Origin of the sequence: Desulfobacca acetoxidans DSM 11109 (assembly GCF_000195295.1) — a bacterium.
GTDB lineage: Bacteria > Desulfobacterota > Desulfobaccia > Desulfobaccales > Desulfobaccaceae > Desulfobacca > Desulfobacca acetoxidans.
Genome location: NC_015388.1, coordinates 1659070 through 1685668 on the forward strand (window position 1 = coordinate 1659070; position 26599 = coordinate 1685668).

The following is a 26599-nucleotide window of genomic DNA, read 5'->3' on the forward strand; positions in this document are numbered from 1 at the left end:
GGTTGCCGCATTTACGAGAGCATCAACAAAGCTCTTAAAGCTTGATTTCGACATCAACTCCCGCCGCCAGGTCTAACTTCATAAGCGCATCCACGGTCTGTTGCGTCGGCTCCAAAATATCCAATAAACGCTTGTGCGTCCGCACCTCAAACTGTTCCCGAGATTTTTTATCTACGTGAGGGGAGCGCAAAACGCAAAATTTGTTAATGTCGGTTGGCAGTGGAATCGGTCCGGCGACCATAGCCCCGGTGCGGCGGGCAGTTTCCACAATTTCTCCGACTGATTGATCGAGCAATTTATGATCGAACGATCTCAAACGGATGCGTATCTTATGAGTTATCATAGTCAACCTACAGGTTATTCAACGATTTCGGTAACGACGCCGGCGCCGACGGTGCGGCCGCCTTCCCGGATGGCGAAACGCAGTTCTTTTTCGAGTGCCACCGGAGTGATGAGGTGTACTTCGATGGCGACGTTGTCCCCCGGCATCACCATCTCCACTCCTTCCGGCAGGGTAACGACACCGGTGACGTCGGTAGTGCGCAGGTAGAATTGGGGCCGGTAGCCGCTGAAGAAGGGGGTGTGACGCCCGCCTTCCTCTTTATTGAGGACGTAGACCTCGGCCTTGAACTTGGTGTGGGGGGTGATCGAACCCGGCTTGGCTACTACCTGGCCGCGCTCCACCTCATCTTTCTTGGTGCCGCGCAGCAGGATGCCGATATTATCGCCCGCCTGTCCCTGGTCCAGGATCTTGCGGAACATCTCCACCCCGGTGCAAACGGTCTTGAAGGTGGGGCCGAACCCGACGATCTCGACTTCCTCCTGGACCTTGATGATGCCCCGCTCCACCCGGCCGGTGACGACGGTACCCCGTCCCGAGATAGAGAAGACGTCTTCGATGGGCATCAGGAAGGGTTTGTCGACATCCCGGACCGGCTCGGGGATATAGCCATCTACCGCCTTCATCAGCTCGAAGATACAGGCCGCCGCCTCGGATTTGGGGTCGTCCGATTCCAGCGCCTTCAGGGCCGAACCCTTGACGATCGGGATATCATCCCCCGGAAAATCGTATTTGGAGAGCAACTCTCGCAGTTCCAGTTCCACCAGTTCGATGAGCTCGGGGTCGTCCACCATGTCCACTTTGTTCAGGAAGACGACGATGTAGGGTACGCCCACCTGCCGGGCCAGCAGGATGTGCTCCCGGGTCTGGGGCATGGGACCGTCGTCGGCTCCCACCACCAGGATGGCGCCGTCCATCTGGGCCGCTCCGGTGATCATGTTCTTGATATAGTCGGCGTGCCCCGGACAATCCACATGGGCATAATGGCGATTGTCCGTCTCGTATTCGACGTGGGCCGTGGCAATGGTGATCCCCCGCTCTTTTTCTTCCGGCGCCTTGTCGATCTGGTCAAAAGGCACGTATTCCGCCATCCCTTTCAACGACAGATGTTTGGTAATCGCCGCCGTCAGCGTTGTCTTGCCATGGTCAATATGCCCGATCGTACCGATGTTGACGTGGGGCTTCTTCCGCTCAAACTTCTTCTTGGCCATGATGTATTCCTCCTGGTAACCCTCACCGAGAACTTTTTTTCAGAATATTTTTACTAAGGCCTGCTGCGACCGATAATCTCTTCTGCCAGACTTTGAGGTACCGGCTCATAGTGGTCAAATTGCATCGTGAAAGTAGCCCGTCCCTGAGTGGCATTGCGCAGGTCGGTGGCATATCCGAACATTGTGGCCAGCGGCGCTTCTGCCTGAATGATCTGCAGCCCCTTCCGGCTCTCCAAATTCTTGATCCTGCCTCTGCGAGAGTTTAGATCGCCGATGGCCTCGCCGACAAATTCCTCGGGGGCAACTACTTCCAGACTCATAACCGGCTCCAACAAAATGGGCTTTGCTTTCTTGGCGCCTTCTTTGAGAGCCATGGATCCGGCGATGTGAAAGGCCCGTTCCGAGGAGTCGACCTCGTGATAAGAGCCATCCACCAGAGAAACATGCACATCAACCATCGGGAATCCGGCCAGCACCCCGTTTTCCAAAGCCTCCCGGACGCCCTTCTCGACTGCCGGAATATACTCCCTGGGAACCACTCCGCCCACGATGTGATCTTCGAATTCAACGCCTGTCCCCGGAGGCAAAGGCTGGAGCTTTAACCAGACATGCCCGAATTGGCCGCGTCCACCGGTTTGACGAATAAATCGCCCTTCTGCTTCAACCGGCTGGGTGATGGTCTCCCGGTAAGAAACTTGAGGCTGTCCCACCTGGGCATCGACCTTAAACTCCCGCATCAGGCGGTCAACGATGATCTCCAGGTGTAGCTCTCCCATTCCGGCGATAATGGTCTGGCCCGTCTGAGCGTCGGTATGTACTCGAAAAGACGGATCTTCAGCCATGATCTTGTTCAGCGCCTGTCCTAACTTATCCTGATCGGCTTTGGTCTTGGGTTCGATGGCAACGTCAATCACCGGGACCGGTATTTCCAAACTCTCAAGAATGATCGGCGCCCGTTCATCGCACAGGGTGTCTCCGGTGCTGGTCTGACGCAATCCGACTGCGGCAATGATATCCCCGGCGCTGGCTTCCTTGATTTCTTCACGTTTGTTGGCGTGCATCTTCAGGAGGCGACCGATCTTCTCTTTCGTTCCCTTGTTGGCGTTATACACCGAACTGCCGCTGAAAAGAGTTCCAGAGTAGAGGCGCAGGAACGTTAAGTGTCCAACGTAAGGATCGGAAAGCAGTTTGAAGGCCAACGCAGTCAAGGGACCTTTTTCGTCGGCCGGCCGTTGGACAATCTCTCCGCGGTCGTTTATGCCTTGGATAGGAGGAACGTCGTTTGGGGCCGGGAGATAATTGATTACTGCATCCAACAGGGGCTGGATGCCCTTGTTTTTGAAGGCGGACCCACAAAGAACCGGCGTTACCTTGAGGCCAATGGTCCCTCGGCGCAAGACATTACGGAGAGCGGCCGCTTCCACCGGTTCGTCTTCCAGATAGCATCTCATGATCTCATCATCCAACTCAGCCAGCGTTGCCACCATGCGGTTGCGATATTCCTCGGCCTGAGAAGTGGCCTCCGCAGGGATCTGGGCCACCCGGTATGTGGCCCCTAAATTATCTTCGTCGTAAATCAACGCTTGCATTTCGATAAGATCTATAATTCCTTGGAATTTGTCTTCACTGCCTAAAGGCAGTTGGATAAGCACCGGGTTGGCCTGCAATCTATCAATAATCATCCGCAGGGTGCGAAAAACGTCTGCGCCGATCCTATCCATCTTATTGATAAAAGCTAAGCGCGGTACATTATAGCGATCTGCTTGCCGCCATACTGTTTCCGACTGCGGTTCCACCCCCGCGACGGCATCGAAAACCGCAATTGCACCGTCAAGTACCCGCAGAGAACGCTCCACCTCAATGGTAAAATCAACATGGCCAGGGGTGTCAATAATATTGATCCGATGGTCCTTCCAGAAACAGGTGGTTGCAGCCGAGGTAATGGTGATTCCCCGCTCCTGTTCCTGCTCCATCCAATCCATTACCGCCTGACCGTCGTGGACCTCCCCTATTTTGTACGTCACCCCGGTATAGTAAAGGATGCGCTCCGTTGTTGTTGTCTTGCCCGCATCTATATGGGCCATGATGCCAATATCCCGAATTCGCGATATTGGGATGTTAGAAGTCAAAACTGATTTCCTGTCTATTAAGCTGTCTTACCATCGGTAGTGGGCAAAGGCCTTATTCGCTTCCGCCATCCGGTGTGTATCTTCACGTTTTTTTACGGCTGCACCCCGGTTCTGGAAGGCGTCTAAAAACTCCGCCGCCAATTTGGCTTTCATGCTCTTTTCTCCGCGGCTTTTGGAGTAATTGATCAGCCACCGGATGGCCAGCGAGGTGCGGCGATTCTGAGGCACTTCCACCGGTACCTGGTAAGTGGCGCCGCCCACCCGACGCGACTTGACCTCTATCAACGGCCGGACATTATCCATGGCTTTATGGAAGACCTTAAGCGGATCTTCCTGTTGCTTCCGTCCGATAATCTCAAAGGCATCATAGATAATCGCAGCCGCCACGGTTTTCTTGCCGCGGCGCATCAGACCGTTAATAAAACGGGCCACTAACGGATCTTTAAATTTCGGATCGGGGATAATCTCCCGCTTCACGACCTCGCGTTTTCTGGGCATTACCGTTTACTCCCTCACTCCCGGAGACCTGCTTATTTAGGCTTTTTGGCGCCGTATTTGGAGCGCCCTTGCCTTCTATCCTGAACACCGACGGAGTCCAGGGTTCCTCTCACAACGTGGTATCGCACACCGGGCAAATCCTTCACCCGGCCGCCGCGGATCAAAACGACGGAATGCTCCTGTAGATTATGACCAACTCCGGGAATATAGGTGGTCACTTCAATTCCGTTGGTAAGCCGCACACGCGCCACCTTACGTAGCGCCGAATTCGGTTTTTTAGGAGTCGTAGTATAGACCCGGACGCATACCCCTCGCTTCTGGGGGCAACTTTTCAGCGCCGGAGTAGAAGTCTTCCTTTTGATCTTTTCCCGGCCTTTGCGAACTAATTGATTTATGGTCGGCATATTTTCCGCAGCTCCGTTTATCTGGCATTCTCACGCCGCTAAAACTTTAATTTTATAAATAATTATGAGGAAAATGTCAAGATATTTATGCAGCCGTGGCTGCTTCAGGCTCCTCTTCTTGAATTTGTACCTTAATATTGCGGTACTTAGCCAACCCGGTGCCTGCCGGGATGGGTCTTCCCATAATGACGTTTTCTTTCAGGCCTCGTAGATAATCCACCCGTCCGGCTACGGCAGCGTCCGCCAGCACTTTAGTGGTCTCCTGGAAGGAAGCCGCCGAGATCCAGCTTTCGGTTGACAGTGAGGCCTTGGTGATGCCCAACAACAGAGGTTCGGCAGTGGCCGGACGTTTCCCTTGTGATGCCATCTCATCGTTTTTCTCTTCGAAGATATGTTTTTCAACCTGTTCACCCAAGAGAAAGTTGGTATCGCCGGGATCGGTTACACGGACCCGCCGGAGCATCTGCCTGACGATTACTTCAATATGTTTATCGTTGATCTTCACACCTTGGAGGCGGTATACTTCCTGGACTTCATTGACCAAGTAGCGAGCCAATTCTTTCAGACCGCTGATGGCCAGGATGTCGTGGGGGTTGGCGGAGCCGTCCATCAAAGGCTCACCGGCCTTGACCCGTTCACCCTCTTGGACGGCAATGTGTTTGCCTTTTGGGATCAGGTATTCGATAGGGTCGCCAACGTCGGGAGAAACCAGGACCTTGCGTTTGCCTTTGGATTGCCGGCCATGGCTAACCGTGCCGCTTATCTGCGAAAGGACGGCGTGCTCTTTGGGTTTGCGCACCTCAAACAGTTCCGCCACCCGCGGCAAGCCGCCGACGATATCCTTGGTTTTGGTGGTCTCGCGGGGAATCTTGGCGATGACATCACCTGGATTTACCTCATCGCCTTCAGAAACCATCATGATGGCTCCTACCGGCAGGGGATAACGGGCTACCGCCTGAGAGTTGGGCAGGCGGGCCGTGCGTCCGGCTGCATCCTTGATGGATATCCGCGGGCGTTTTTCCGGATTTTGGCATTCGATAATAACCTTGGACGCCTTCCCCGTGACGGTGTGAACCCTCTCCTGCATGGTGACGTCCCGGGGGTCTTCGGCGTCTTTCTGTTCAATAATATCGCCGAACTTGACCGTACCGTGCACCTCGGTGAGGATCGGGTTGGTATAGGGATCCCATTCCGCCAGCATCTGGTCAGGTCCAACCTCCTGGCCTTCCTCCACTCTGAGGCGGGTGCCGTAGGTGATGGGATAACGCTCTTTCCCTTTGGCGCTTACCACGATGAGTTCACCCTGACGGCTCAGGGCCACCAGGTTGCCGCTAAAGTCGCGCACGGTGCGCAAGTTGTCAAACTGCACCTTACCGCGATGGCGGGACAGGTGGACGCTCTGTTCAGCCCGCCGGGAGGCCGTGCCGCCGATGTGAAACGTTCTCATCGTCAACTGGGTACCCGGTTCACCGATGGATTGGGCGGCGATGATGCCAATGGCCTCGCCGATGTTCACCGGCGTGCCATGCGCCAGGTCTCGGCCGTAGCATTTGGCACACACGCCATATCGGGTCTGACAGGTGAGCACCGAGCGGATACGAAGTTTTTCGATGCCAGCTTCTTCGATCTGTTGAGCAGCCTCTTCGTCGATTTCGTCGTTGGCGAAGACAATGACCCGACCGGTATTGGGGTTGACGATGTCTTCCAGGGCGGTTCGGCCCAGCACACGTTCGCCTACCCGTTGAATAATCTCACCACCTTCAATGAGCGGTGTAACGTCGATGCCATCGATGGTGCCGCAGTCTAATTCGGTGATCACACAATCCTGGGCAACGTCCACCAACCGTCGGGTGAGGTAACCGGAATTAGCGGTTTTCAACGCCGTATCGGCCAGACCTTTCCGGGCGCCGTGGGTGGAGATAAAGTATTGCAACACGGTCAAGCCTTCCCGGAAATTGGCGGTGATGGGGGTTTCAATGATTTCACCCGAAGGTTTGGCCATCAGACCGCGCATTCCGGCCAATTGCCGCATCTGCTTATCACTACCGCGGGCCCCGGAGTCAGCCATCATATAGATCGGGTTAAAGCTTCCGGTTTCCTCTTCTGCGAGGATTTTTTCCTGTTCGGGGTTCGTACGGTATCCGGTTACGGTCTCCCGGGCCATTTCTTCCATCATTTCGGAGGCGACTTCATCCGTGGCTCTGGCCCAGATGTCCACTACTTTATTATATTTCTCCCCTTCGGTGATCAACCCTTCCCGATACTGTCCCTCGACTTCGGCGACCTCCGCCTGTGACTGACCTAAGATTTCCGCTTTACGCTGCGGTATCATCATATCGTTGATGGCGATGGAAATACCGGCCTGGGTGGCGAATTTATATCCCAGGTCTTTTAGCCGGTCCGCCAGGATCACAGTGGTCTTGATACCACACTTGCGGTAGGACTCACCGATCAACTTGCGGATCTCTTTTTTCGTCATGGTCCGGTTAATGCTATCGAAAGTAACTTCTTCCGGCATAATTTCCCGCAGCAAGATGCGGCCGACCGTGGTGGTGACGACTTTGCCAGTCTGGCTGACCAGGATCGGCGATTGTGCATCCAATTCTCGATCATCCAGCGCTGATTGCAGGGTCTCGGCTGCGGTGATAAAGGTCGAATCTTCGGTTTGTACCTTCAACCGCGCCTGCGGGTCTATCTTCCCCTGATGCAGCAGTTCTTCAATTTCTGCCACTGAGGTCTTCGGGCCGTCCATCCTGACTTGGATCCGGGCGTGTAAATCTAACGTTCCCTGGTCGTAAGCGATGCGGACCTCTTCCGGTGAGGAAAAGGGAACAGGTCTATAGTCATCATAGGGGATCCGCTCCCCTTTGGCCAGAGGACGTTCTCTGGTGAGGTAATAGAGCCCTAAAACAATATCCTGCGATGGCACGATGATGGGTTCCCCGTTGGCCGGGGAAAGGATGTTGTTAGTGGACATCATCAATACCCTGGCCTCGATCTGGGCCTCCAGCGATAGTGGTACGTGCACAGCCATCTGGTCGCCATCGAAGTCGGCGTTGAAGGCAGTGCAAACGAGGGGATGCAGTTGGATAGCCTTGCCTTCCACGAGAATCGGCTCGAAGGCCTGGATGCCCAGGCGGTGCAACGTCGGGGCCCGGTTCAACATTACCGGATATTCTTTTACTACTTCGCTGAGGGTGTCCCACACTTCCGGGGTTTCTTTTTCCACCAGTTTTTTGGCTGATTTAATTGAATTGGAAAATCCCTTGTTGACTAAGCGGTTGTAAATGAATGGTTTAAACAATTCCAGGGCCATCTTTTTAGGCAACCCGCATTGGTGCAGGCGCAGATCGGGGCCGATGACGATGACCGAACGCCCGGAATAGTCGACGCGTTTTCCCAAAAGATTCTGGCGGAAGCGTCCCTGCTTACCTTTGAGCATGTCACTGAGCGATTTGAGCGGCCGCTTATTGGGGCCGGTGATTGTCTTGCCCCGACGGCCGTTGTCAAAGAGGACGTCGACCGCCTCTTGCAGCATCCGTTTCTCATTGCGGATAATGATCTCCGGGGCGTCGAGCTCCACCAGGCGTTTCAACCGGTTATTTCTGTTAATTACCCGCCGGTAGAGATCATTTAGGTCTGAGGTGGCAAAGCGGCCGCCATCCAGGGGGACCAGGGGTCTCAAATCGGGGGGCAGGACAGGGATAACCTCCAGGACCATCCATTCCGGCTTGATGCTAGAATCCTTGAAGGCATCAATGACCTTAAGGCGTTTACTGATTTTTTTGCGTTTTGCTTCGGAACTGGTTTTCTGCATCTCCTCCCGCAATTGTTCGGAAAGCGGCGTCAGGTCCAGGTTACTTAGCATATCCCGTATGGCTTCGGCCCCCATGCCAGCTTCGAATTCATCGCCGTATTCCTCCCGGGCCTGGCGAAATTTCTCTTCACTCAGGATTTCGCCTTTGCGGAGAGCAGTATTTTTCGGGTCAATGACTACATAGGATTCAAAGTAGAGGATTTTTTCAAGATCTTTTAATGTCAGGTCCAAGAGGTTGCCGATCTTACTCGGCAGGCTCTTCAAAAACCAGATATGCACCACCGGGCAGGCAAGTTCAATATGTCCCATCCGTTCTCGCCTGACCTTGGATTGGATGACCTCCACGCCGCATTTTTCGCAGACCACCCCGCGATGCTTCATCCGCTTGTATTTGCCGCAGTTGCACTCATAATCTTTGGTGGGGCCGAAGATTTTGGCGCAGAAGAGGCCGTCCCGTTCCGGTTTGAAGGTTCGATAATTAATAGTTTCCGGCTTTTTCACCTCGCCATAGGACCAGGATCGGATCATCTCCGGAGACGCCAGGGAAATCCGTACGGCGTTAAACTGGAGCGGGTCTTTTGGTTTGGCAAAAATGCTGTTGATATCTTCTAAATTTACTTCGCGCATTTTATCCATGGTTTTCCGCCACCTCTGATTCCTTGTCCTCCAAGAGCTCCACATTAAGGGCCAAGCTTTGAAGTTCTCGGATAAGAACATTAAAGGATTCAGGTAAACCGGCTTCTAAATCATATTGACCTTTGACAATCTTTTCGTACATGCGCGTGCGGCCGGCGACATCATCAGATTTTACGGTAAGAAATTCCTGCAAGGAGTAGGCTGCGCCATATGCCTCCATGGCCCACACTTCCATTTCGCCTAAACGTTGGCCGCCAAACTGGGCCTTACCTCCCAACGGCTGCTGGGTGACAAGCGAATAAGGTCCGATGGAGCGGGCATGGATCTTGTCGTCTACCAGGTGATGCAGCTTCATCATGTACATGGTGCCTACGGTTACGCTACGGTCAAAGGGTTCGCCGGTGCGGCCGTCGAAAAGTTTTGCTTTCCCTACTTCTGAAACGCCCGCTTGGGTTAGACAGGCGCGGATCTCCGACTCCAGGGCCCCGTCAAAGACCGGTGAGGCCATGAACATCCCTTCTTTATGAAACTTTTCCCAGAACTGTCTGATATCTTCGAGGGTGGCTGACTCCAGCCAGGCGTCCACCTGGGGGTTGTTATAGAGGGCTCGTATCCGATTTTTCACGGCGTCCAGATCATAAAATTCGTCGATCAAACGTCTGATCTGCTGGCCTAAAAGACGCGAGGCCCACCCGAGATGGGTTTCCAGAACCTGACCCACATTCATGCGGGAGGGCACCCCTAAAGGATTGAGCACGATATCAACCGGGGTGCCGTCGGCAAAGTAGGGCATGTCTTCCTCCGGTAGGATCCGGGAAACCACGCCTTTATTGCCGTGTCGGCCGGCCATTTTGTCGCCTACTGCCAACTTGCGCTTCATGGCGATGAAAACTTTTACCATCTTAATAACGCCCGGCGGAAGTTCATCGACTTTGCGCAGGCGATTGATCTTTTCTTCAAACTGATTGTTTACCTGTTGAATCTGGACCTGATAACTTTCCAGCAGCCGATCGACGCTGCCTTCCAGTTCCGGATTATCGAAAGAGACATTACGCCAATGATGCAAGGGGAGCTTGGTTACCATGTCCGGGGTGATAATGACCCCTTTTTCCAGGATATAGCTGGCGGACGTAATATCATCCGGGATGTCAAAGACCGTTTGGTTGACCAGAAGTTCTTTAAGGCGATGGCTGACACTCTGGGTTATGATTGAAATTTCATCGCCTTGGTCTTTTTGAAGTTTGGCAATGGCCTCCGCTTCGATGGCTCGGCTGCGCTCATCTTTTTCAACTCCCTTGCGTGAGAAGATCCGGGCATCAATAATAATTCCTTCTATACCAGGGGGAACTCGCAGGGAGGTATCGCGGACATCACCGGCCTTTTCACCGAAAATAGCGCGCAGCAGCTTTTCCTCCGGAGAAAGCTGGGTTTCCCCTTTAGGAGTTACCTTGCCTACTAAGATGTCTCCTGGTTTAATTTCGGCCCCGATACGGATTATGCCGCTTTCATCGAGATTGGCCAGGGCCTCTTCACTCACGTTGGGGATGTCTCGGGTGATTTCTTCCTTGCCGAGTTTTGTGTCGCGGGCGACGACCTCAAACTCTTCAATATGAACGGAGGTGAAGACGTCTTCCTTGGCAATGCGTTCACTAACGAGGATGGAATCTTCAAAGTTGTACCCGCCCCAGGGCATAAAAGCTACCATAACGTTCTTGCCCAAGGCTAGTTCCCCAAAGGCCGTAGCCGGACCGTCAGCGATGATCTGGCCTTTTTCCACCCGATCGCCGGGTTTGACGATGGGCCTCTGATTAAAACAGGTGTTTTGATTGGTACGCTGGAATTTTGTCAGTTTGTAAATGTCAACAATTGATTGGGAATCTCCCTCATCGCCATTATAAGCGCGCACGACGATACGGGTGCCATCCACCACTTCGACGATGCCGCTGCGTTTAGCCACAAGGGTAACGCCAGAATCCCGGGCCACGACGTTTTCCAAACCGGTACCGATGAGGGGTGGAGTACAGGTTAAGAGCGGAACGGCCTGTCTCTGCATGTTAGAACCCATGAGCGCCCGGTTGGCGTCATCGTTTTCGAGGAACGGGATGAGAGAGGCCGCGACGCTGACCAACTGGCTGGGCGAGACATCCATGTAATCAACTTCTTCCGGTCGAACCATGATAGATTCACCCGCCTGCCGGGCCGAGATCAGGTCGTTGATAAATCTGCTGTCCTGATCAAGAGGGGCATTCGCTTGGGCGATAACATTATCGCCTTCATCCAAGGCACTCAAGAATTTTATCTGGCGAGAAACATGTACGCTCCAAACGCCATTTTCTTCTTTCTTTTCCACCACGCGGTAAGGGGTTTCGATAAAGCCGAATTCATTTACCCGGGCATAGGTGGATAAAGAGACGATCAGGCCGATATTTGGACCTTCCGGGGTTTCAATGGGGCAGATGCGGCCGTAGTGAGTCGGGTGGACGTCACGCACCTCAAATCCCGCCCGTTCCCGAGTCAAGCCGCCGGGTCCTAAAGCACTCAGACGGCGTTTGTGAGTGATCTCTGACAACGGGTTGGTCTGGTCCATAAATTGGGATAGTTGGCTGGTGCCAAAAAATTCTTTCACCACTCCCGACACCGGTTTGGCGTTGATCAGATCATGGGGCATCAGGGCGTCGATTTCCTGAAGACTCATACGCTCCTTAATGGCCCGCTCCATTCGCACCAGGCCGATACGGTATTGATTTTCCAACAGTTCACCGACGGCCCGAACCCGACGATTGCCTAAATGATCGATATCGTCAATGGGGCCTTCGAGTTCTTTTTGGGTAATGAGCTCCCTGACGGCAAACAGTATGTCTTCTTTATCCAACGTACTCTGAGTAACCGGCGCCTCGCGTTTCAACTTGAGGTTCAGCTTCAGACGTCCGACCGGAGATAAGTCGTAATATTCCGGGCGAAAAAAGAGGTTGTCGAAGAAATTGGCTGCTACCTCCAGAGTTGGCGGATTGCCGGGACGGAGTTTCCGATAGATTTCAAAGATGGCCTCACGTGTGCTGCCGGTCTTATCCACCGCCAAAGTGTTACGGAGGCAGGGGCTGACATTGATGCCTTCGATGTAGAGGACGTCAATCTCACGGATGCGGCGCTGGCGCAGACGGTCGAGTTTTTCCTCGGTCACTGGTTCGTTACAGTTAATCAGCACCTCGCCGTTTTCGGTGTCCAAGATATCGTGAGCCACTACTCGACCGATTATTTCACCCGGCATTAGGGACAACCGTTCTACACCCGCTTTCTGCAGTTTGCGGATGAGTTCCGGGGTGATCTTTTTGTTCTTTTTGACCAATAATTCCCCTGTGCTAGGGTCCACGATATCCATTGAGACTTTGCGTTGCAGCAGAAACTCGGGATTGAATTTTTTTTCAATGCCTTCGGAGTCTAGAAATACTTTTTCGGTTTTATAAAAAAAGTTAAGTAGTTCTTCGGTAGAATAACCCAAGGCCTTGAGCAATACCGTAACCGGGAATTTCCGTCGGCGGTCTATGCGGGCGTATAAAATATCTTTCGGATCAAATTCAAAATCAATCCAGGAACCCCGCATCGGTATTAAACGGGCCGAATAGAGGAGCTTGCCGCTGGAGTGGGTCCTGCCTCGATCGTGATCGATAAACAGACCCGGAGAACGATGGAGTTGGCTGACAATAACGCGTTCAGTACCGTTGACGATGAAAGTACCGTTATCCGTCATCAAGGGCATGGTGCCAAAATAAATTTCCTGTTCCTTGATATCCCGGATAGATTGCATCTTGGTTTCCGACTCGACGTCATAGACCACCAGACGCACGGTCAGTTTCATCGGTGCTTCAAAGGTCATGCCCCGCTGTAGGCACTCTTCCTCATCATACTTCGGTTCGGCAAAACTGTAGTTAACAAATTCCAGGGAGGCGGCACCGCTGTAATCCGTGATCGGGAAGACACTCTTGAATACCCCCTGCAATCCGAACTCGCCTCTCTGTTCCGGAGGCGTATCTTTCTGGAGGAATCTATTATAGGATTCTTTCTGCATCTCGATGAGATTTGAGATGTCGATAATCCTTTCTATTTTGCCAAAATTTTTGCGATACAATTTTTGAGGTGAGAAGACCTCAGCCATTCTTTCTCCTTGTTTGCAGACACCAACCTCTGCTTAACTCCAAAACGCCGCCGCCATTTAAGGGCTTTGCCTGAATGCCGCCCTATTTGATTTCTACAGTGGCGCCTTGCTCTTCTAATTTTTTCTTGATTTCTTCAGCCTCGGCTTTGGAGACGGCTTCTTTGATGTTGGTCGGTACACCTTCTACAGCCTCCTTGGCTTCTTTGAGACCTAAACCGGTGATGGCGCGCACTTCTTTGATGACCTGGATTTTATTAGCCCCAATCACCGTCAGGATCACATCGAACTCGGTCTTCTCCTCTACTGCCGGAGCCGCTTCCGCCATCGCCGGTCCAGCCGCTACTGCTACCGGAGCCGCCGCCGTGACGCCAAATTTCTCTTCCAGATCTTTGATCATCTGGGATAATTCCAAAACGCTCATAGAAGCAATGAAATCGATGACCTCTTCTTTCGTTATCGCCATGACGCATAATCCTCCTTACATGCTTGATATATCATAATAAATCCTCTGGCGCGGTTTAACTCTGCAGTCATTTTCCGGTTTTCAGCCATCACCTGTGTCTCTTACTCACGCTAAGCTGTCAGCGCCGGGACGAAAAAACTATCGTGCGGGGCAAGCATTTCGTCTCTGATGAGGGCTGTTGGTCTGCCAAAAGAACTCAGCGCTCGACCTGTTTGTCTGCAATGGCCTGCAAGGTATAGAGAAATTGCCGGATGATGCCCGACAGGACGCTGACCAGAGACGTGGGTACTCCTTGTAAAGCTCCCAATAACTTAGCCAACAATACTTCTCGATCCGGGAGTTTGGAGATATCGATAATGTCCTGCTTCGCTAATACGGAGGCATTTAACCTCCCGGCCTTGAGGAAGAAATTATCAGGTTTATCTTTGGCGTATTTGGCCAGGATTTTGGCAATTTCAACCGGATTCTGGTAGCCCAGGGCAATCGCCGTCGGGCCGACCAGGAAGCTTTCCAAAGCAGCCGCCTCGGTGTTGCCGGCGGCCAGTTTTAACAAGGTATTCTTGGCGACTATTAATTCGCCGCCAGCGTTTTTCAGTTCCCGGCGCAACTGGGTGAATTCAGCCACCTTCATTCCTTTGAAGTCGGCCAGGACATTGAACGAGGCCCGCTCCAATTTCTGCTGTAGTTCTTCGATTATTTCGCTTTTTTTAGCTTTTTGCATCGGCTCCTCCTCTCCCTCGCCGGCACGTTAGGTAGTGGCGAAGCGTATCAGATTTTTTACTTCCAAAGGATCGATGCGGACGCCCGGACCCATGGTGGTGGAAATAGATATGCCCTGCATATAGGCGCCTTTACTGGTTGTCGGCTTCAATCGGATCAGGGTGTCAAAGAAGGCCGCCATATTTTGGAGGATTTTTTCCTCGCCGAAAGAGACCTTGCCCATAGGGGCATGTACCACACCGGCTTTATCAACCCGGAATTCAATCTTACCGGCTTTGAGCTCTTGAACTGCCCGATTCACATCAAAGGTAACCGAGCCCGCTTTAGCATTGGGCATCAGACCGCGGGGGCCCAGTATCTTGCCGATCTTGCCGACCGCTCCCATGAGGTCGGGGGTTGCCACCGCCTTATCAAAGTCCAGCCAGCCACCTTTGATTTTTTCAATGAGATCTTCCGCACCGACGTAATCGGCCCCGGCATCGAGGGCTTCCTTCTCTTTTTCGCCTTTGGCAAAAACTAAAACTCGCACTGTTTTACCGACGCCATGGGGCAACACTACTGCTCCCCGGACCATCTGGTCAGCATGTCGCGGATTGACCCCCAGCCGAACAGCTACGTCCAGACTTTCATCAAATTTGGTATAGGTGGTTCCCAGAGCCTCGGTTACTGCCTCTGAAAAATTATATTTGCGGGTTCTATCCACCTTTTCCCGCATGGCTGTATATTTCTTGCCTCTTTTCGCCATGTCGCGCCACCTTTCTCTCAGGGTGAGATGCTTAAACGATCTCTATCCCCATACTGCGCGCCGTTCCCATAATGGTCTGTTTGGCCGCTTCGACATCTACGGTATTTAAATCAGGCAACTTGAGCCGGGCAATCTCTTCTACCTGGTCCATGGTTACCTGCCCGATATTTCCCCGTCCGGCTTCTTTGGCGCCTTTGGCCAACTGGGCTGCTTTTTTAAGCAGAACCGAGGCCGGCGGTGTTTTGGTAACGAAGTTGAAGGACCGATCAGCAAAAACGGTTATCAGAACTGGAATAACCATGCCTTCCTGACCTTGGGTGCGGGCGTTATAACTTTTTACAAACTCCATGATGTTGACGCCATGCTGCCCTAAAGCGGGTCCAACTGGGGGTGAGGGATTTGCCTGTCCGGCGGGCAACTGCAGTTTTATCTGCGCAATTACCTTTTTTGCCATGATCCTGAACTCCTTAACACAATGTTTTCAGTCCCTCCGTAGCTGGATCCGTTCGGGCCGATATCCAACCACTGCCTAGCCATTGCCTCAATATCTCCCAATAGTTTGCCCTCTCCTCAAGGGGAGAGGGTCGGGTGAGGAATAAGCAGACCTTTCGGCAACAGCTACAGCTAAGTTTTTTCCACTTGGGAGAATTCAAGCTCTACCGGAGTGGGACGTCCGAATACACTGATCATCACGCGCACCCGGCCCTTTTCCCCTTTAACCTCATCTACCACGCCATTAAAGTTGGTAAAAGGCCCATCGATTACCCGGACCTTGTCGCCTAACTCAAACTTAATCTTTGGTTTAGGCTTGAGTGCTCCCTCTTTAATCTGGTTGATGACCTTTTCCGCTTCAGCATCGGGAATGACCGCCGGTTCCATCCGGCCTCCGATAAAGCCGGTTACTTTAGGTGTATCTTGCACCAGGTGCCAGGTGTCGTCATTCAGTTCCATTCTGACCAGCACATACCCCGGATAAAACTTGCGGTGCGAAATGCGCCGCTGTCCTTTGATCATCTCCTCTACCTGTTCGGTCGGGACCAGAACCTGGGTGATGAGGTCTTGCATACCGCGACTGCGGGCGCGCTCTTCCAAGGCATCTTTAACTTTCTTTTCAAATCCGGAATACGTATGCACGACGTACCATTTTTGAGCCAAAAGACGCCCCCTTTGTATCACCCGATAATGTACTTAACCAGTCGGGAAAGGCCCAAGTCTACGATTCCTAAATAGAAAGAGACCAGAAAGACTAAAACAATGACGACCGCCGTTGCTCCCAGGGTTTCCTTCTGTCCGGGCCAGGTAACCTTTTTCAGCTCTACCCAGGCCTCCTGGATGAACTGTTTGGTGCGAACCCAATAGTCTCCAATCGCCGGCCAAGTAAAGGTCTTACTCTTTTTGGGTTTGATTTTGACCAATTGACCTTTGCCAGGTTTTTTGGTCAACTCTTTGGCGATCACATCTTGGCCTTTTTCTCCGGCTTTTTCTTTAATTTTTATCTTTTTCATCGGCAATCGCCTGGTTATCTCTCCGGCTGGAAGTACGTTCCTGCTATCTAGCTTCTTGTAATGAAATATAATTATTACTCAAAACGCCGCCTCACCCCATTCTTACCCCCCGATAGGCTCATAGATGCTCCGTTGCCGCAAAAATAGGCTGACACTGGGTTTCCCAATAGGTGCCACCGGAAAGAGTCATCAAATTGACCGCTGACTGGGGAGGGGACGAGTTTGACTCACCTTTAAAGAGAACTATTTTGACGAGCAACCATACAAAATTGGCAGGCCAGGAGGGATTCGAACCCCCATCACCCGGATTTGGAGTCCGGTGCTCTAGCCGTTGGAGCTACTGGCCTGCATATCGGCTTTACTTAGTTTCCCGATGGGATGTATGCGCCCGACAAGAAGGACAGAATTTCTTCAATTCCAGTCTATCTGGTTTGCGACGTTTGTTCTTGGTGGTCGTATAATTCCGGCGTTTACACTCGGTACAGGCTAATATTATAATATCGCGCATAATTTATCAAAATGTCAATTTTGGGTTATTAGTTTCTGTGTACTGAGGCGAAGCCTCCTACAGGTTATTCAACGATTTCGGTAACGACGCCGGCGCCGACGGTGCGGCCGCCTTCCCGGATGGCGAAACGCAGTTCTTTTTCGAGTGCCACCGGAGTGATGAGGTGTACTTCGATGGCGACGTTGTCCCCCGGCATCACCATCTCCACTCCTTCCGGCAGGGTAACGACACCGGTGACGTCGGTAGTGCGCAGGTAGAATTGGGGCCGGTAGCCGCTGAAGAAGGGGGTGTGACGCCCGCCTTCCTCTTTATTGAGGACGTAGACCTCGGCCTTGAACTTGGTGTGGGGGGTGATCGAACCCGGCTTGGCTACTACCTGGCCGCGCTCCACCTCATCTTTCTTGGTGCCGCGCAGCAGGATGCCGATATTATCGCCCGCCTGTCCCTGGTCCAGGATCTTGCGGAACATCTCCACCCCGGTGCAAACGGTCTTGAAGGTGGGGCCGAACCCGACGATCTCGACTTCCTCCTGGACCTTGATGATGCCCCGCTCCACCCGGCCGGTGACGACGGTACCCCGTCCCGAGATAGAGAAGACGTCTTCGATGGGCATCAGGAAGGGTTTGTCGACATCCCGGACCGGCTCGGGGATATAGCCATCTACCGCCTTCATCAGCTCGAAGATGCAGGCCGCCGCCTCGGATTTGGGGTCGTCCGATTCCAGCGCCTTCAGGGCCGAACCCTTGACGATCGGGATATCATCCCCCGGAAAATCGTATTTGGAGAGCAACTCTCGCAGTTCCAGTTCCACCAGTTCGATGAGCTCGGGGTCGTCCACCATGTCCACTTTGTTCAGGAAGACGACGATGTAGGGTACGCCCACCTGCCGGGCCAGCAGGATGTGCTCCCGGGTCTGGGGCATGGGACCGTCGTCGGCTCCCACCACCAGGATGGCGCCGTCCATCTGGGCCGCTCCGGTGATCATGTTCTTGATATAGTCGGCGTGCCCCGGACAATCCACATGGGCATAATGGCGATTGTCCGTCTCGTATTCGACGTGGGCCGTGGCAATGGTGATCCCCCGCTCTTTTTCTTCCGGCGCCTTGTCGATCTGGTCAAAAGGCACGTATTCCGCCATCCCTTTCAACGACAGATGTTTGGTAATCGCCGCCGTCAGCGTTGTCTTGCCATGGTCAATATGCCCGATCGTACCGATGTTGACGTGGGGCTTCTTCCGCTCAAACTTCTTCTTGGCCATGATGTCGTCTCCCTCAAGAGATGATGCGGTCCAACAGTTTCCGCAGGGGATGTATTACAACTTCGCTAATCGGTTATGGAGCCCACGACCGGGATCGAACCGGTGAACCTCTTCCTTACCAAGGAAGTGCTCTACCTACTGAGCTACGTGGGCATATTTCTGGAGCGGGAAACGGGGCTCGAACCCGCAACCCTCAGCTTGGAAGGCTGATGCTCTAGCCAATTGAGCTATTCCCGCCTTCTTTAGCCCTACATGGTGGAGAGGGGAGGATTCGAACCTCCGAAGGCTTCGCCGGCAGATTTACAGTCTGCTCCCTTTGGCCGCTCGGGAACCTCTCCACAAAAACTTTGCCACATTCCGGGTGCGGCAAATTATCCTAATCATGGAGCTGGCGATGGGATTCGAACCCGCAACCTGCTGATTACAAATCAGCTGCTCTACCATTGAGCTACGCCAGCCTGAGGCTTGCTTGTTTGCGGTGCCAGCTAGACAAAACAACATATACTAGACTATATAATGTTAGTTAAGATTTATGGTTCTGTCAAGAATTTTTTAGAAAGTATGATTGCCGGCTGAAAATATCACCTGGGGGGAAAAAGTCAAACCAATACCTCCAAATACATGAGGCGTTTAATGATCAGAGAGAATGCGCTCAGTATGGGGGATAGGCTTATGTGAAAAAAGTGGGCAGTGGCCAGGGGGTGGTGAGCAGAAGAAGCATTATTGTGAGCAGCTGCCACGGTTCTGTTTTCATATTTCGTTGTGATTACCAGAACATGAAAAATTATCTATCTGAAGTATTAATAAGAAATGAGGGTATCCGCCCGGATCGCGAAACTCCCCGTCAATGGCTTCGCTCCCCGGAGATGGGGCGGCTGACATACAAATCGGCATGTTCTGAGGAACACAACGAAGCATGAAAGAATGATCGGTGGCATAGGCCTCCTGGCCTGTGTATGGGTATGTAGGCTGGAAAGCCTGCACCACCTGCTTTCAGAGAGGGGGCGAATTGACGTGCATCAAGAAAAATATTGGAAATAATGTTCTGATTGCGAAAAAATATTTAAGTTTATGAATAATTATTTCGATAAAGTGGAAAAGCCGAATTAACAAAGGAATAGCCTCTATTAAAATATATCTAGTTAGCGTGAAATTGAATAAAGGTCTTAAAAACAAGAAGAATTTTAAACCGGTAAGGGTGTTGGGAAGCTAAGCGTTGGTTGTGAGGGAATTCGTCCGGTTTTAGGGAAGTGAGGCGTTATGTCTGATAAGCTACTAGAGGGCGATTTATTATTAAACATCGATCAGGTATCTCGATTGACGGGAGTGAGAAAATCAACTCTGCGGTATTGGGAAAAATCCTTTGAGGAGTTTCTCAAGCCGGTCCGGACAGAATCGAATCGTCGAGAGTACCGCCTCACAGATGTGGATATGATTCAGACCATCAAGCGGTTGATCGAAGAAGAGCATTTAACGAATACCGGCGTCCGGCTGAAGCTAAAGCAGTTTTTAGCGGAGATGAAAAAGAATAACGTCAGGAGACGTCCTCAGCAGTATTGAAGCGTTTGGAGAAGCAATTCACTCAGATGGTACAGGGGCCAGGTGAGACCTCGGGCTTGTAGCAGACCCTGTAAATGGAGGAGGCAGCCGACGTCGGGAGAGACCAGGGCTTCAGCGCCGGTTGATCTCGCCGCGGTTAGATAGTTGAGGCCGATTGCCTGAGATAATTCAGGGCGTTTGACTGAGAAGAGGCCTCCAAAGCCGCAGCAGGCATAGGAAGAGGGCATTTCGAGTAATTCTAATTGGGAAACGGTGGAAAGTATATGCCGCATTTTCGGCAGGCTGCCAAGTTGCCTGGCGGCGCAGGATTGATGCAGTAAAACCTTACCGGGGAAGTTCAGGGAATATGGTAGAGGAAGAATAGAAAACAGCCATTCGCTGAATTCCAGTACCAAAGGCTGGAGTTGTTGAAGATGATCGGCGTCGTGGGGTGTTTCGATGAGAGAGGGGTAATGACAGCGAACGGTAAGGACGCAGGAGGCACTGGGGCAGATGATGGCCTCGGTGCGGTTAAACACCGTAAAAAAATGGCGCATCAGACGGCGGGCGGAGGTCCAATCGCCAGCGTTATAGGCAAATTGCCCACAGCAGGTTTGGGTAGCAGGGTAGGTCCAGGCGATGCCCAGGTAATCCAGGAGTTGGCAGAGGGCCCGGGCTACCTGTGGAGTGTATTGATCGACATAACAGGGGATAAAGAGTTGAACCGCCATAAGTGATAGCCAGTAGTTGTAATGTTTCTGGAGCGGGGTTTCAAGGAGATTTGGCTCGCCTCAGATTGACTTTGATTTTCCCCGGTGCGACCTTCAAGACCTCAAGTCCATCGGATACTTCAACCGCTACCCGTACTTCGTACCTCCCAGGCTTCAAATTCTTTAAAGAGACTTTAGCGCTTATGTCCTCCGGGCGGAGATGTTCCAGGTTGGTGGAAGGTCCGCGCACCGTGACAGCAACCTTGGAAGGGGAGAGGTGCGCCGTCCCACTATCCTGTACAGGTAGGACGTTGATATTGACAAAGGTCTTGGTTTGGAGTTTAGGCCGGATAGTAATTTTCACCACCAGGGGTTCGTTTTCCAGATACGTTATGGAGAGGTTTTTAAAATCCAGTTCAACGTCTTTGACTATGGAGGAACTTAAGTTATTGATATCGATTGGGATGGTGTTGATAAACTTAAGTTGATTGAGGTCGCGTTTCGGTCCCCTGATGAGTACTTGTTTTGGTGTCAGGATGACTTCACCCACTTCAAAGCCGGGTGCCGGTGAGCCCTTAATGACCGGCTGCACGTCCAATTGGCGGGTCAAAGCCTGGTCCAAGGTGATTGACAGGGCGTTGGGCCGGATGCGGGTGACAACCACGCCGCGCGGGAAATTCAGACTGCTGGGGGGCAGGGGGATAGTATGGCTACCGGTTTTGGCACCGGAAAGGTCAATTTTTTTGTGCAGTTTTTCGTTCGTTAATTCTCGGATAACGCTGCGCGGACCTTGCACCCGCACTTCCAGGAGGGTGGGGATTTCATTGGTAACGATAAGATTCCTGGGGATATTGGTAAGTTCCAGGGCCAGTTGTAACGTGGTCTCGGTGCGTTCCTCCGATCCGACGGCGAACCAGGCGATTAGTGCCAGGAGTAGGGCCAGGAATTTAAGGCCTTTATTTTTTTTCAAAGAGGCGAGATATTTTTTCATACCAGCCTGTATTTGTTGATTCGTTCTTGGTAAAGATTTCATTGAGATTGTGGAGCAGTTGGGTGCGGCTGAGATTCATGGTTAGCCGGCCTTCCTGGGCCAGAGATACCTGTCCCCTTTCTTCCGAGATGATGATGGCGATAGCATCCGAATGTTCAGTGACACCGAGACCGGCGCGATGCCTGGTGCCCAAGGCTTTGTCAAGATCAGGTCTGTTACTGAGGGGCAAAACACAACCGGCGGCCAGAATCTGATCTCCGGAGATGATGACGGCGCCGTCATGGGTCGGGCTGTTGGGCCAGAACAGGGTGAGTAAAAGCTCGCAGCTGACTGTGGCATCCAACCGGATGCCCCCTTCTATGATATCGCGAAGTTTACCCTGGCGTTTCAAGACGAAGAGACCGCCGATCTTTTGTTTGGCGAGGCTATCAGTAGCGTTGGCAATTTCCTCTAAAATTTTGGGTTCGGAATAACCGGCGGGAAAAATAGCCCGGCGCCCGACTCGGCTCAACATGCGGCGGATGTCGGACTGAAATAAGATGATCGCAATCAACAGGAGGCTTTTGACAAAGCTTTCCAAGATCCACTCGAGGGTGAAAAAATCCAAACGCCGGGCGCCCCAATAAGCAAGGAGCAGGATGAGGATGCCGGCAAGGATCTGAATGCCCTGGGTACCGCGCAGGAGGAGTAAAAGCTGGTAAATGAGGATGGCAGTCAGGATGATATCAATAACATCTTGCCAGCGGATGTTTAATATATCGGTGATCATAGGACGTTGGCGGCGCGGGGCAGCTAGCGAGGATAGCTGTGCAGGATAGCTTCAGCGACGGCGATCGCTTGCTTGGCATAAGCTGCGTTGTGGGTACGGATGATATTGGCCCCTCTGACGAGGCCCAGGATGATGGCGCCCAACCCGCCGATATCGCGTTCGGTTACCGGGACATGTAATATCCTGCCGATAAAGGCCTTACGCGAGACTCCCAGCAACAGGGGGCAATCCAGATTGCGGAATTCATCCAGCCGCTGGAGCAGTTCGAGATTGTGGGCCAGGGTTTTACCGAAGCCGATGCCGACGTCTAAGATGATATTGGCCGGATCAATCCCCTGGGCGCAGGCAAAATCCCGACGTTGAGCCAGAAAGGTTTTAATATCACCTACCAGGTCATTATAGTGGGGGTCAACCTGCATATCTTGCGGGGTTCCCTGCATATGCATGAGCACGACCGGAACGCCGGACTGTGCGGCTAATGGTGCCATGTCGGGATCAAATCGCAAGGCACTGATATCGTTGATGAGGTTGGCGCCGGCCTCCAAGGCGGCTTGGGCCACGGCAGCTTTATAGGTATCAATAGAAATGAGTGTATCCAATTCCCGGCGAATGGTTCGGATTACCGGGATAACCCGGTCAAGTTCCTCTTGCAGGGAGAGAGGGGGGGCGAAGGGACGGGTTGATTCACCGCCGATATCGATAATATCAGCTCCGTCAGCGGCTAGTTGCAGGGCTTGTTGGATGGCAGCGTCGTGGCTGAAGAAAAAGCCGCCATCAGAGAAGGAGTCGGGCGTAACGTTGAGGACCCCCATGAGCAGTGATCGGTGTGCGAGGTCAAAGGTTTGCTTACCGATGACCAATTGGTGAAGCGGCGCCATAAGGAGTATCCTTGTTTTGGGCAGATCCGAGTCAATCTGCAGATTTCGATAGGCAGAAATATCTTCAGAGCTTCTCATCCCAACCTAGACCGGGGGCAGGAGGGGATGAGAGGAGTGATTGGTAAAGTGCAAGCAAGATGGTTCGCAGCAACTTGACCGGCTCTACCAAGAACTAGCTGTTGACCGCCGAGGGCAGGTCTGAATCGGCGGTATCGTTTGGCGGCGGCAGGTCAGAATTCGCATGTTGGGAAACGATGGCGTCGACCTCATCGCTGCTCAGAGTCTCTTTTTCGAGTAAAGCTTTGGCCAGGGCATGCAGACCGGGTTCATTCTGACGAATGAGCACTCTGACCCTTTGGTAGGACTGTTCAACGAACCCCTTGATTTCGGCGTCAATTAATCGGGCGGTTTCCTCGCTAAAATCGCGATGTTGGGCAATTTCCCGCCCCAAGAAGATATGTTCTTCCCGTTTTCCGAAGGCCAGAGGTCCCAAACTATTGCTCATGCCCCAATTGCAGACCATTTTGCGGGCCAGATCGGTGGCTCGTTCGATGTCATTTCCAGCACCGGTGGTGAGATGCTGTAAGACCAGTTCCTCGGCAACGCGTCCGCCCATGAGGACCGCCAGGGTGTTCAGCAGATATTCTTTGGTATAAGTATGTTTTTCATCCAAAGGCAGTTGTTGGGTGACACCGAGGGCACGCCCGCGAGGGATGATGGTGACTTTGTGAATGGGATCGGTTCCCGGAATGAGTTTGGCTGCCAAGGTGTGGCCAGCCTCGTGGTAAGCAGTGTTTTTGCGCTCTTCATCGGAAATGATCATACTCTTGCGCTCGGAGCCCATGAGGATCTTATCCTTGGCCTGTTCAAAGTCTTCCATCGACACGCGGTCTTTATTATCTCGGGCAGCGAAGATAGCTGCTTCGTTAACCAGATTTTCGAGATCGGCGCCGGAGAAGCCCGGAGTTCCGCGGGCCAGGACGAAGAGGTTGACGATGTCCGCCAGAGGAATCTTCCGGGTATGAACCTTTAAAATACTTTCCCGGCCTTTAAGATCTGGTATGGGTACTACTACCTGGCGGTCAAAACGGCCCGGGCGCAGCAGGGCGGGGTCGAGCACATCGGGGCGGTTGGTGGCGGCTATGAGGATGACCCCTTCATTGGATTCGAAGCCATCCATTTCCACCAACAACTGATTCAGGGTCTGTTCCCGTTCATCATGGCCACCGCCCAAACCGGCGCCGCGATGACGGCCGACGGCATCAATTTCATCGATGAAGATGATGCAGGGGGCGTTTTTTTTCCCTTGCAGAAAGAGGTCGCGGACGCGCGCAGCACCGACCCCGACGAACATTTCCACAAAGTCAGAGCCACTGATACTGAAAAAGGGGACCCCGGCTTCTCCGGCGATAGCGCGGGCTAGAAGGGTCTTGCCGGTGCCGGGTGGTCCGACCAGGAGGACGCCCTTGGGGATGCGGCCGCCCAGGCGGGTGAACCTCTTGGGGTCTTTAAGAAAATCAATGATTTCGGAGACTTCTTCCTTGACCTCATCGATGCCGGCAACGTCGCTAAAAGTCACCTTCTTGGAGCTTTCATTAAGCAGGCGGGCGCGGCTTTTGCCGAACGACATGGCTTTACCACCGCCGGTCTGCATCTGGCGCATGAAAAAGATCCAGATGCCGACCAGAACGATCATTGGCAGCCAGGAGATGAGCAGCGTAGTGTACCACGGAGAGTCATCGGCTGGCTTGGCAGAAAGTTCAATGCCTTTTTCCCGCAGGAATTTAACGAGATCGGGATCTTTGGGGGCGTAGGTGTGAAAGGCCTTACCGTCTAGATGTTCACCGGTAATTTCCTCACCCTGAATGACGACGCGGGCTATTTTGCCCTCGTTAACCAGGTCGAGGAACTTGCTATAGCTGAGCTGCGATTTTTCTCGGGCAAGTTGGGACTTATTAAAGAAGTTAAAGAGCATGGTCACGACTAAGCCGATCAGCAACCAGAGAGCAATGTTTTTATAAAAGGGGCTGAGGCGATTATTATTCATTCTTTGCCTTGTGCAGAAAAGTCTTCTTTTTGATTGTATTTTTATCATATTGTAAGTCGGTTTGCAATAAAAGCAAGGTGAATGTAGAAAAACCCAGATAACCAGGAGCAGGAGAGGGGGAAGAGGAAGCAGGGAAGAGCGATCAACCAAAATGAGGTTGGGGGTCTGGAAGCAGTTCGGGTTCGGGGATACTGGCTGCGGTATTGGGAGGTCGGTTAAATGCCGCGTCGTTGAATCTTACCAGCGGATATGCTACTTTGCATTTAGAGAAGGTAGGAACTACAGATAAACAGAATATGCGGTTATGGTTATGGCAAACAGAAAGCAGAGAATCTCTCCGGTGATTATCTCCACGGCGTTCGGGCCAGGGGGCAGCGGCATTTTTCCTTACTCCTGGTTGCCAACCTATCGGCGCCTGCTTCGAGTAGTGCGGCAAACCGGGACTACAATTATAAGCAAATCTGCCACTCGGCGGCAGCGGCGGGGGAATTTTATTCCTGCCAATCCCCTTACCTGGGGATATATCAGGCGGATACCGGAACTGGGAATGCTCAATGCCTACGGTCTCACCAACCAGGGAGTGGAGGTGTGTGCTGCCGAGATCAGACAGTCTCTAATCGACGGATATAATGTCATTCCCAATTTTTATCCGGAATTTTCTAGAGGTGAGGAGACGGCAATCCGGGAGACCCTGGAAGCCATTGAGATTTACCGGAAGACTTTAGGGGTTGATTTTGGGGGATTGGAACTGAACTTTTCCTGTCCCAATGTGCAAGAGGCTGTTGCCGAGAATATAACCCAGGCGATTGCCTGCGTGCGGGCAGTGCGGCGGTATGCTGAACTTTTTCTTATAGCCAAGATTAGCGTTATGCATCCATTTGAATTTGCACAGGAATTAGAAAACTTAGGAGTAGGGGCGATTCATGGGGTAAATACGATTCCCTATGCCATGATCTTTCCAGCAGGGCGTTTCCCACCCTCACCATTGGCGGCGGCAGGGGGGGGCGGGGTTTCAGGCGGACCCGCTTTCCCCGCAGCTCTGGTCTATAACCGGGAATTGCGGAAGAAGGTGAAACTTTTTCTCATTATGGGGTGTGGGGTGAGTTGTTTGGCTGACGTCAAACGCTACTTTGACCTGGGGGCGGATGCGGTGAGTATCTGTACGATGGCCTTGCGGCGACCGGGGGAGGTGGCGCGGCTGGTGGAGACAATGAATAAAAAAGATTGAACTCCCCTCCCCTGTACCATACCGTTCTTGTCGCATTGTTTCGGTTTGCC

At 52.6% G+C, this 26599-nt stretch carries 22 protein-coding genes and 5 tRNA genes; 2 read left to right on the plus strand and 25 right to left on the minus strand.

All coding sequences use genetic code 11. The features are described from left to right. Positions 1-34: 34 nt before the first annotated feature. From rpsJ to DESAC_RS07345, 20 genes are all read right to left on the minus strand, one after another. Positions 35-343 (minus strand): 30S ribosomal protein S10, encoded by a 309-nt coding sequence (rpsJ, locus tag DESAC_RS07255; RefSeq protein WP_013706423.1) that lies wholly within the window; start codon positions 341-343, stop codon positions 35-37. Between the two features lie 14 nt (positions 344-357). After that, positions 358-1551 carry an elongation factor Tu gene (gene tuf / locus DESAC_RS07260; RefSeq protein WP_013706424.1) on the minus strand — a complete coding sequence of 398 codons (1194 nt, stop codon included), beginning with the start codon at positions 1549-1551 and terminating at the stop codon, positions 358-360. Positions 1552-1604: 53 nt separating this feature from the next. After that, positions 1605-3680: an elongation factor G gene (gene fusA, locus DESAC_RS07265; RefSeq protein ID WP_013706425.1), complete on the minus strand. Its 2076-nt coding sequence runs from the start codon at positions 3678-3680 to the stop codon at positions 1605-1607. Positions 3681-3707: 27 nt separating this feature from the next. After that, positions 3708-4178, minus strand: coding sequence for a 30S ribosomal protein S7 (rpsG, locus tag DESAC_RS07270; protein WP_013706426.1), 471 nt, complete (start codon positions 4176-4178; stop codon positions 3708-3710). Between the two features lie 32 nt (positions 4179-4210). Further along, on the minus strand, positions 4211-4582 hold the full coding sequence (gene rpsL, locus DESAC_RS07275; RefSeq protein ID WP_013706427.1) for a 30S ribosomal protein S12: 372 nt from the start codon (positions 4580-4582) through the stop codon (positions 4211-4213). Positions 4583-4667: 85 nt separating this feature from the next. Beyond that, positions 4668-9026 carry a DNA-directed RNA polymerase subunit beta' gene (gene rpoC / locus DESAC_RS16600; protein ID WP_237671391.1) on the minus strand — a complete coding sequence of 1453 codons (4359 nt, stop codon included), beginning with the start codon at positions 9024-9026 and terminating at the stop codon, positions 4668-4670. Between the two features lies 1 nt (position 9027). After that, positions 9028-13188: a DNA-directed RNA polymerase subunit beta gene (rpoB, locus tag DESAC_RS07285; RefSeq protein ID WP_013706429.1), complete on the minus strand. Its 4161-nt coding sequence runs from the start codon at positions 13186-13188 to the stop codon at positions 9028-9030. 82 nt (positions 13189-13270) lie between these two features. Beyond that, positions 13271-13651, minus strand: a complete 381-nt coding sequence (rplL, locus tag DESAC_RS07290) for a 50S ribosomal protein L7/L12 (protein ID WP_013706430.1) — start codon at positions 13649-13651, stop codon at positions 13271-13273. Positions 13652-13847: 196 nt separating this feature from the next. Further along, positions 13848-14372, minus strand: a complete 525-nt coding sequence (gene rplJ, locus DESAC_RS07295) for a 50S ribosomal protein L10 (protein ID WP_013706431.1) — start codon at positions 14370-14372, stop codon at positions 13848-13850. Positions 14373-14399: 27 nt separating this feature from the next. After that, positions 14400-15116, minus strand: a complete 717-nt coding sequence (gene rplA / locus DESAC_RS07300) for a 50S ribosomal protein L1 (protein ID WP_013706432.1) — start codon at positions 15114-15116, stop codon at positions 14400-14402. Between the two features lie 31 nt (positions 15117-15147). After that, positions 15148-15570 (minus strand): 50S ribosomal protein L11, encoded by a 423-nt coding sequence (gene rplK / locus DESAC_RS07305; RefSeq protein WP_013706433.1) that lies wholly within the window; start codon positions 15568-15570, stop codon positions 15148-15150. A 170-nt stretch (positions 15571-15740) separates the two neighbouring features. Beyond that, positions 15741-16271: a transcription termination/antitermination protein NusG gene (gene nusG / locus DESAC_RS07310; protein ID WP_013706434.1), complete on the minus strand. Its 531-nt coding sequence runs from the start codon at positions 16269-16271 to the stop codon at positions 15741-15743. A gap of 17 nt (positions 16272-16288) precedes the next feature. Further along, a complete protein-coding gene (gene secE, locus DESAC_RS15745; RefSeq protein WP_013706435.1) occupies positions 16289-16621 on the minus strand; it encodes a preprotein translocase subunit SecE in 333 nt (110 codons plus the stop codon). Between the two features lie 270 nt (positions 16622-16891). Then, a tRNA-Trp gene (locus DESAC_RS07320) sits at positions 16892-16968 on the minus strand. 11 nt (positions 16969-16979) lie between these two features. Beyond that, positions 16980-17129 (minus strand): 50S ribosomal protein L33, encoded by a 150-nt coding sequence (gene rpmG / locus DESAC_RS15750; protein ID WP_013706436.1) that lies wholly within the window; start codon positions 17127-17129, stop codon positions 16980-16982. A gap of 64 nt (positions 17130-17193) precedes the next feature. Then, the gene (tuf, locus tag DESAC_RS07325; protein WP_013706424.1) at positions 17194-18387 is read right to left on the minus strand and encodes an elongation factor Tu; all 1194 of its coding nucleotides are present in this window, start codon (positions 18385-18387) and stop codon (positions 17194-17196) included. A 76-nt stretch (positions 18388-18463) separates the two neighbouring features. Further along, a tRNA-Thr gene (locus DESAC_RS07330) sits at positions 18464-18540 on the minus strand. A 7-nt stretch (positions 18541-18547) separates the two neighbouring features. Next, a tRNA-Gly gene (locus DESAC_RS07335) sits at positions 18548-18624 on the minus strand. A gap of 16 nt (positions 18625-18640) precedes the next feature. Next, positions 18641-18725 (minus strand) — tRNA-Tyr (locus tag DESAC_RS07340). Positions 18726-18770: 45 nt separating this feature from the next. Further along, positions 18771-18845 (minus strand) — tRNA-Thr (locus DESAC_RS07345). An 802-nt stretch (positions 18846-19647) separates the two neighbouring features. On the opposite strand from DESAC_RS07345, the gene DESAC_RS07350 reads away from it, so the two are divergent. After that, positions 19648-19947, plus strand: coding sequence for a MerR family transcriptional regulator (locus tag DESAC_RS07350; protein WP_013706437.1), 300 nt, complete (start codon positions 19648-19650; stop codon positions 19945-19947). On the opposite strand, the gene DESAC_RS07355 is transcribed toward DESAC_RS07350, so the two are convergent. The 5 genes from DESAC_RS07355 to ftsH form a co-directional block, all read right to left on the minus strand. After that, complete coding sequence (locus tag DESAC_RS07355) at positions 19935-20657, minus strand: (Fe-S)-binding protein (protein ID WP_013706438.1); 723 nt, start codon at positions 20655-20657, stop codon at positions 19935-19937. The genes DESAC_RS07350 and DESAC_RS07355 overlap by 13 nt on opposite strands. 40 nt (positions 20658-20697) lie before the next feature. Beyond that, the gene (locus DESAC_RS07360; protein WP_013706439.1) at positions 20698-21627 is read right to left on the minus strand and encodes a CdaR family protein; all 930 of its coding nucleotides are present in this window, start codon (positions 21625-21627) and stop codon (positions 20698-20700) included. Beyond that, positions 21593-22396, minus strand: coding sequence for a diadenylate cyclase CdaA (gene cdaA, locus DESAC_RS07365; RefSeq protein WP_013706440.1), 804 nt, complete (start codon positions 22394-22396; stop codon positions 21593-21595). The genes DESAC_RS07360 and cdaA overlap by 35 nt, the downstream gene beginning before the upstream one ends. A 23-nt stretch (positions 22397-22419) precedes the next feature. Then, positions 22420-23274, minus strand: coding sequence for a dihydropteroate synthase (gene folP / locus DESAC_RS07370; RefSeq protein WP_013706441.1), 855 nt, complete (start codon positions 23272-23274; stop codon positions 22420-22422). A gap of 172 nt (positions 23275-23446) precedes the next feature. Then, the gene (gene ftsH / locus DESAC_RS07375) at positions 23447-25321 is read right to left on the minus strand and encodes an ATP-dependent zinc metalloprotease FtsH (RefSeq protein WP_013706442.1); all 1875 of its coding nucleotides are present in this window, start codon (positions 25319-25321) and stop codon (positions 23447-23449) included. 310 nt (positions 25322-25631) lie between these two features. On the opposite strand from ftsH, the gene DESAC_RS07380 reads away from it, so the two are divergent. Further along, positions 25632-26549, plus strand: a complete 918-nt coding sequence (locus DESAC_RS07380) for a HisA/HisF-related TIM barrel protein (protein ID WP_169311515.1) — start codon at positions 25632-25634, stop codon at positions 26547-26549. Positions 26550-26599 lie beyond the last annotated feature (50 nt).

What these genes read in the sequence shown, in the direction of transcription:
- secE (WP_013706435.1), bottom strand. Translation starts at nt 16,621, where the DNA reads ATGAAAAAGATAAAAATTAAAGAAAAAGCCGGAGAAAAAGGCCAAGAT.
- rpoB (WP_013706429.1), bottom strand. Translation starts at nt 13,188, where the DNA reads ATGGCTGAGGTCTTCTCACCTCAAAAATTGTATCGCAAAAATTTTGGC.
- rpsJ (WP_013706423.1), bottom strand. Translation starts at nt 343, where the DNA reads ATGATAACTCATAAGATACGCATCCGTTTGAGATCGTTCGATCATAAA.
- ftsH (WP_013706442.1), bottom strand. Translation starts at nt 25,321, where the DNA reads ATGAATAATAATCGCCTCAGCCCCTTTTATAAAAACATTGCTCTCTGG.
- tuf (WP_013706424.1), bottom strand. Translation starts at nt 1,551, where the DNA reads ATGGCCAAGAAGAAGTTTGAGCGGAAGAAGCCCCACGTCAACATCGGT.
- rplK (WP_013706433.1), bottom strand. Translation starts at nt 15,570, where the DNA reads ATGGCAAAAAAGGTAATTGCGCAGATAAAACTGCAGTTGCCCGCCGGA.
- rplL (WP_013706430.1), bottom strand. Translation starts at nt 13,651, where the DNA reads ATGGCGATAACGAAAGAAGAGGTCATCGATTTCATTGCTTCTATGAGC.
- rplJ (WP_013706431.1), bottom strand. Translation starts at nt 14,372, where the DNA reads ATGCAAAAAGCTAAAAAAAGCGAAATAATCGAAGAACTACAGCAGAAA.
- cdaA (WP_013706440.1), bottom strand. Translation starts at nt 22,396, where the DNA reads ATGATCACCGATATATTAAACATCCGCTGGCAAGATGTTATTGATATC.
- rplA (WP_013706432.1), bottom strand. Translation starts at nt 15,116, where the DNA reads ATGGCGAAAAGAGGCAAGAAATATACAGCCATGCGGGAAAAGGTGGAT.
- rpsG (WP_013706426.1), bottom strand. Translation starts at nt 4,178, where the DNA reads ATGCCCAGAAAACGCGAGGTCGTGAAGCGGGAGATTATCCCCGATCCG.
- tuf (WP_013706424.1), bottom strand. Translation starts at nt 18,387, where the DNA reads ATGGCCAAGAAGAAGTTTGAGCGGAAGAAGCCCCACGTCAACATCGGT.
- rpsL (WP_013706427.1), bottom strand. Translation starts at nt 4,582, where the DNA reads ATGCCGACCATAAATCAATTAGTTCGCAAAGGCCGGGAAAAGATCAAA.
- folP (WP_013706441.1), bottom strand. Translation starts at nt 23,274, where the DNA reads ATGGCGCCGCTTCACCAATTGGTCATCGGTAAGCAAACCTTTGACCTC.
- DESAC_RS07380 (WP_169311515.1), top strand. Translation starts at nt 25,632, where the DNA reads ATGGCAAACAGAAAGCAGAGAATCTCTCCGGTGATTATCTCCACGGCG.
- DESAC_RS07350 (WP_013706437.1), top strand. Translation starts at nt 19,648, where the DNA reads ATGTCTGATAAGCTACTAGAGGGCGATTTATTATTAAACATCGATCAG.
- DESAC_RS07360 (WP_013706439.1), bottom strand. Translation starts at nt 21,627, where the DNA reads ATGAAAAAATATCTCGCCTCTTTGAAAAAAAATAAAGGCCTTAAATTC.
- DESAC_RS07355 (WP_013706438.1), bottom strand. Translation starts at nt 20,657, where the DNA reads ATGGCGGTTCAACTCTTTATCCCCTGTTATGTCGATCAATACACTCCA.
- rpoC (WP_237671391.1), bottom strand. Translation starts at nt 9,026, where the DNA reads ATGCGCGAAGTAAATTTAGAAGATATCAACAGCATTTTTGCCAAACCA.
- rpmG (WP_013706436.1), bottom strand. Translation starts at nt 17,129, where the DNA reads ATGCGCGATATTATAATATTAGCCTGTACCGAGTGTAAACGCCGGAAT.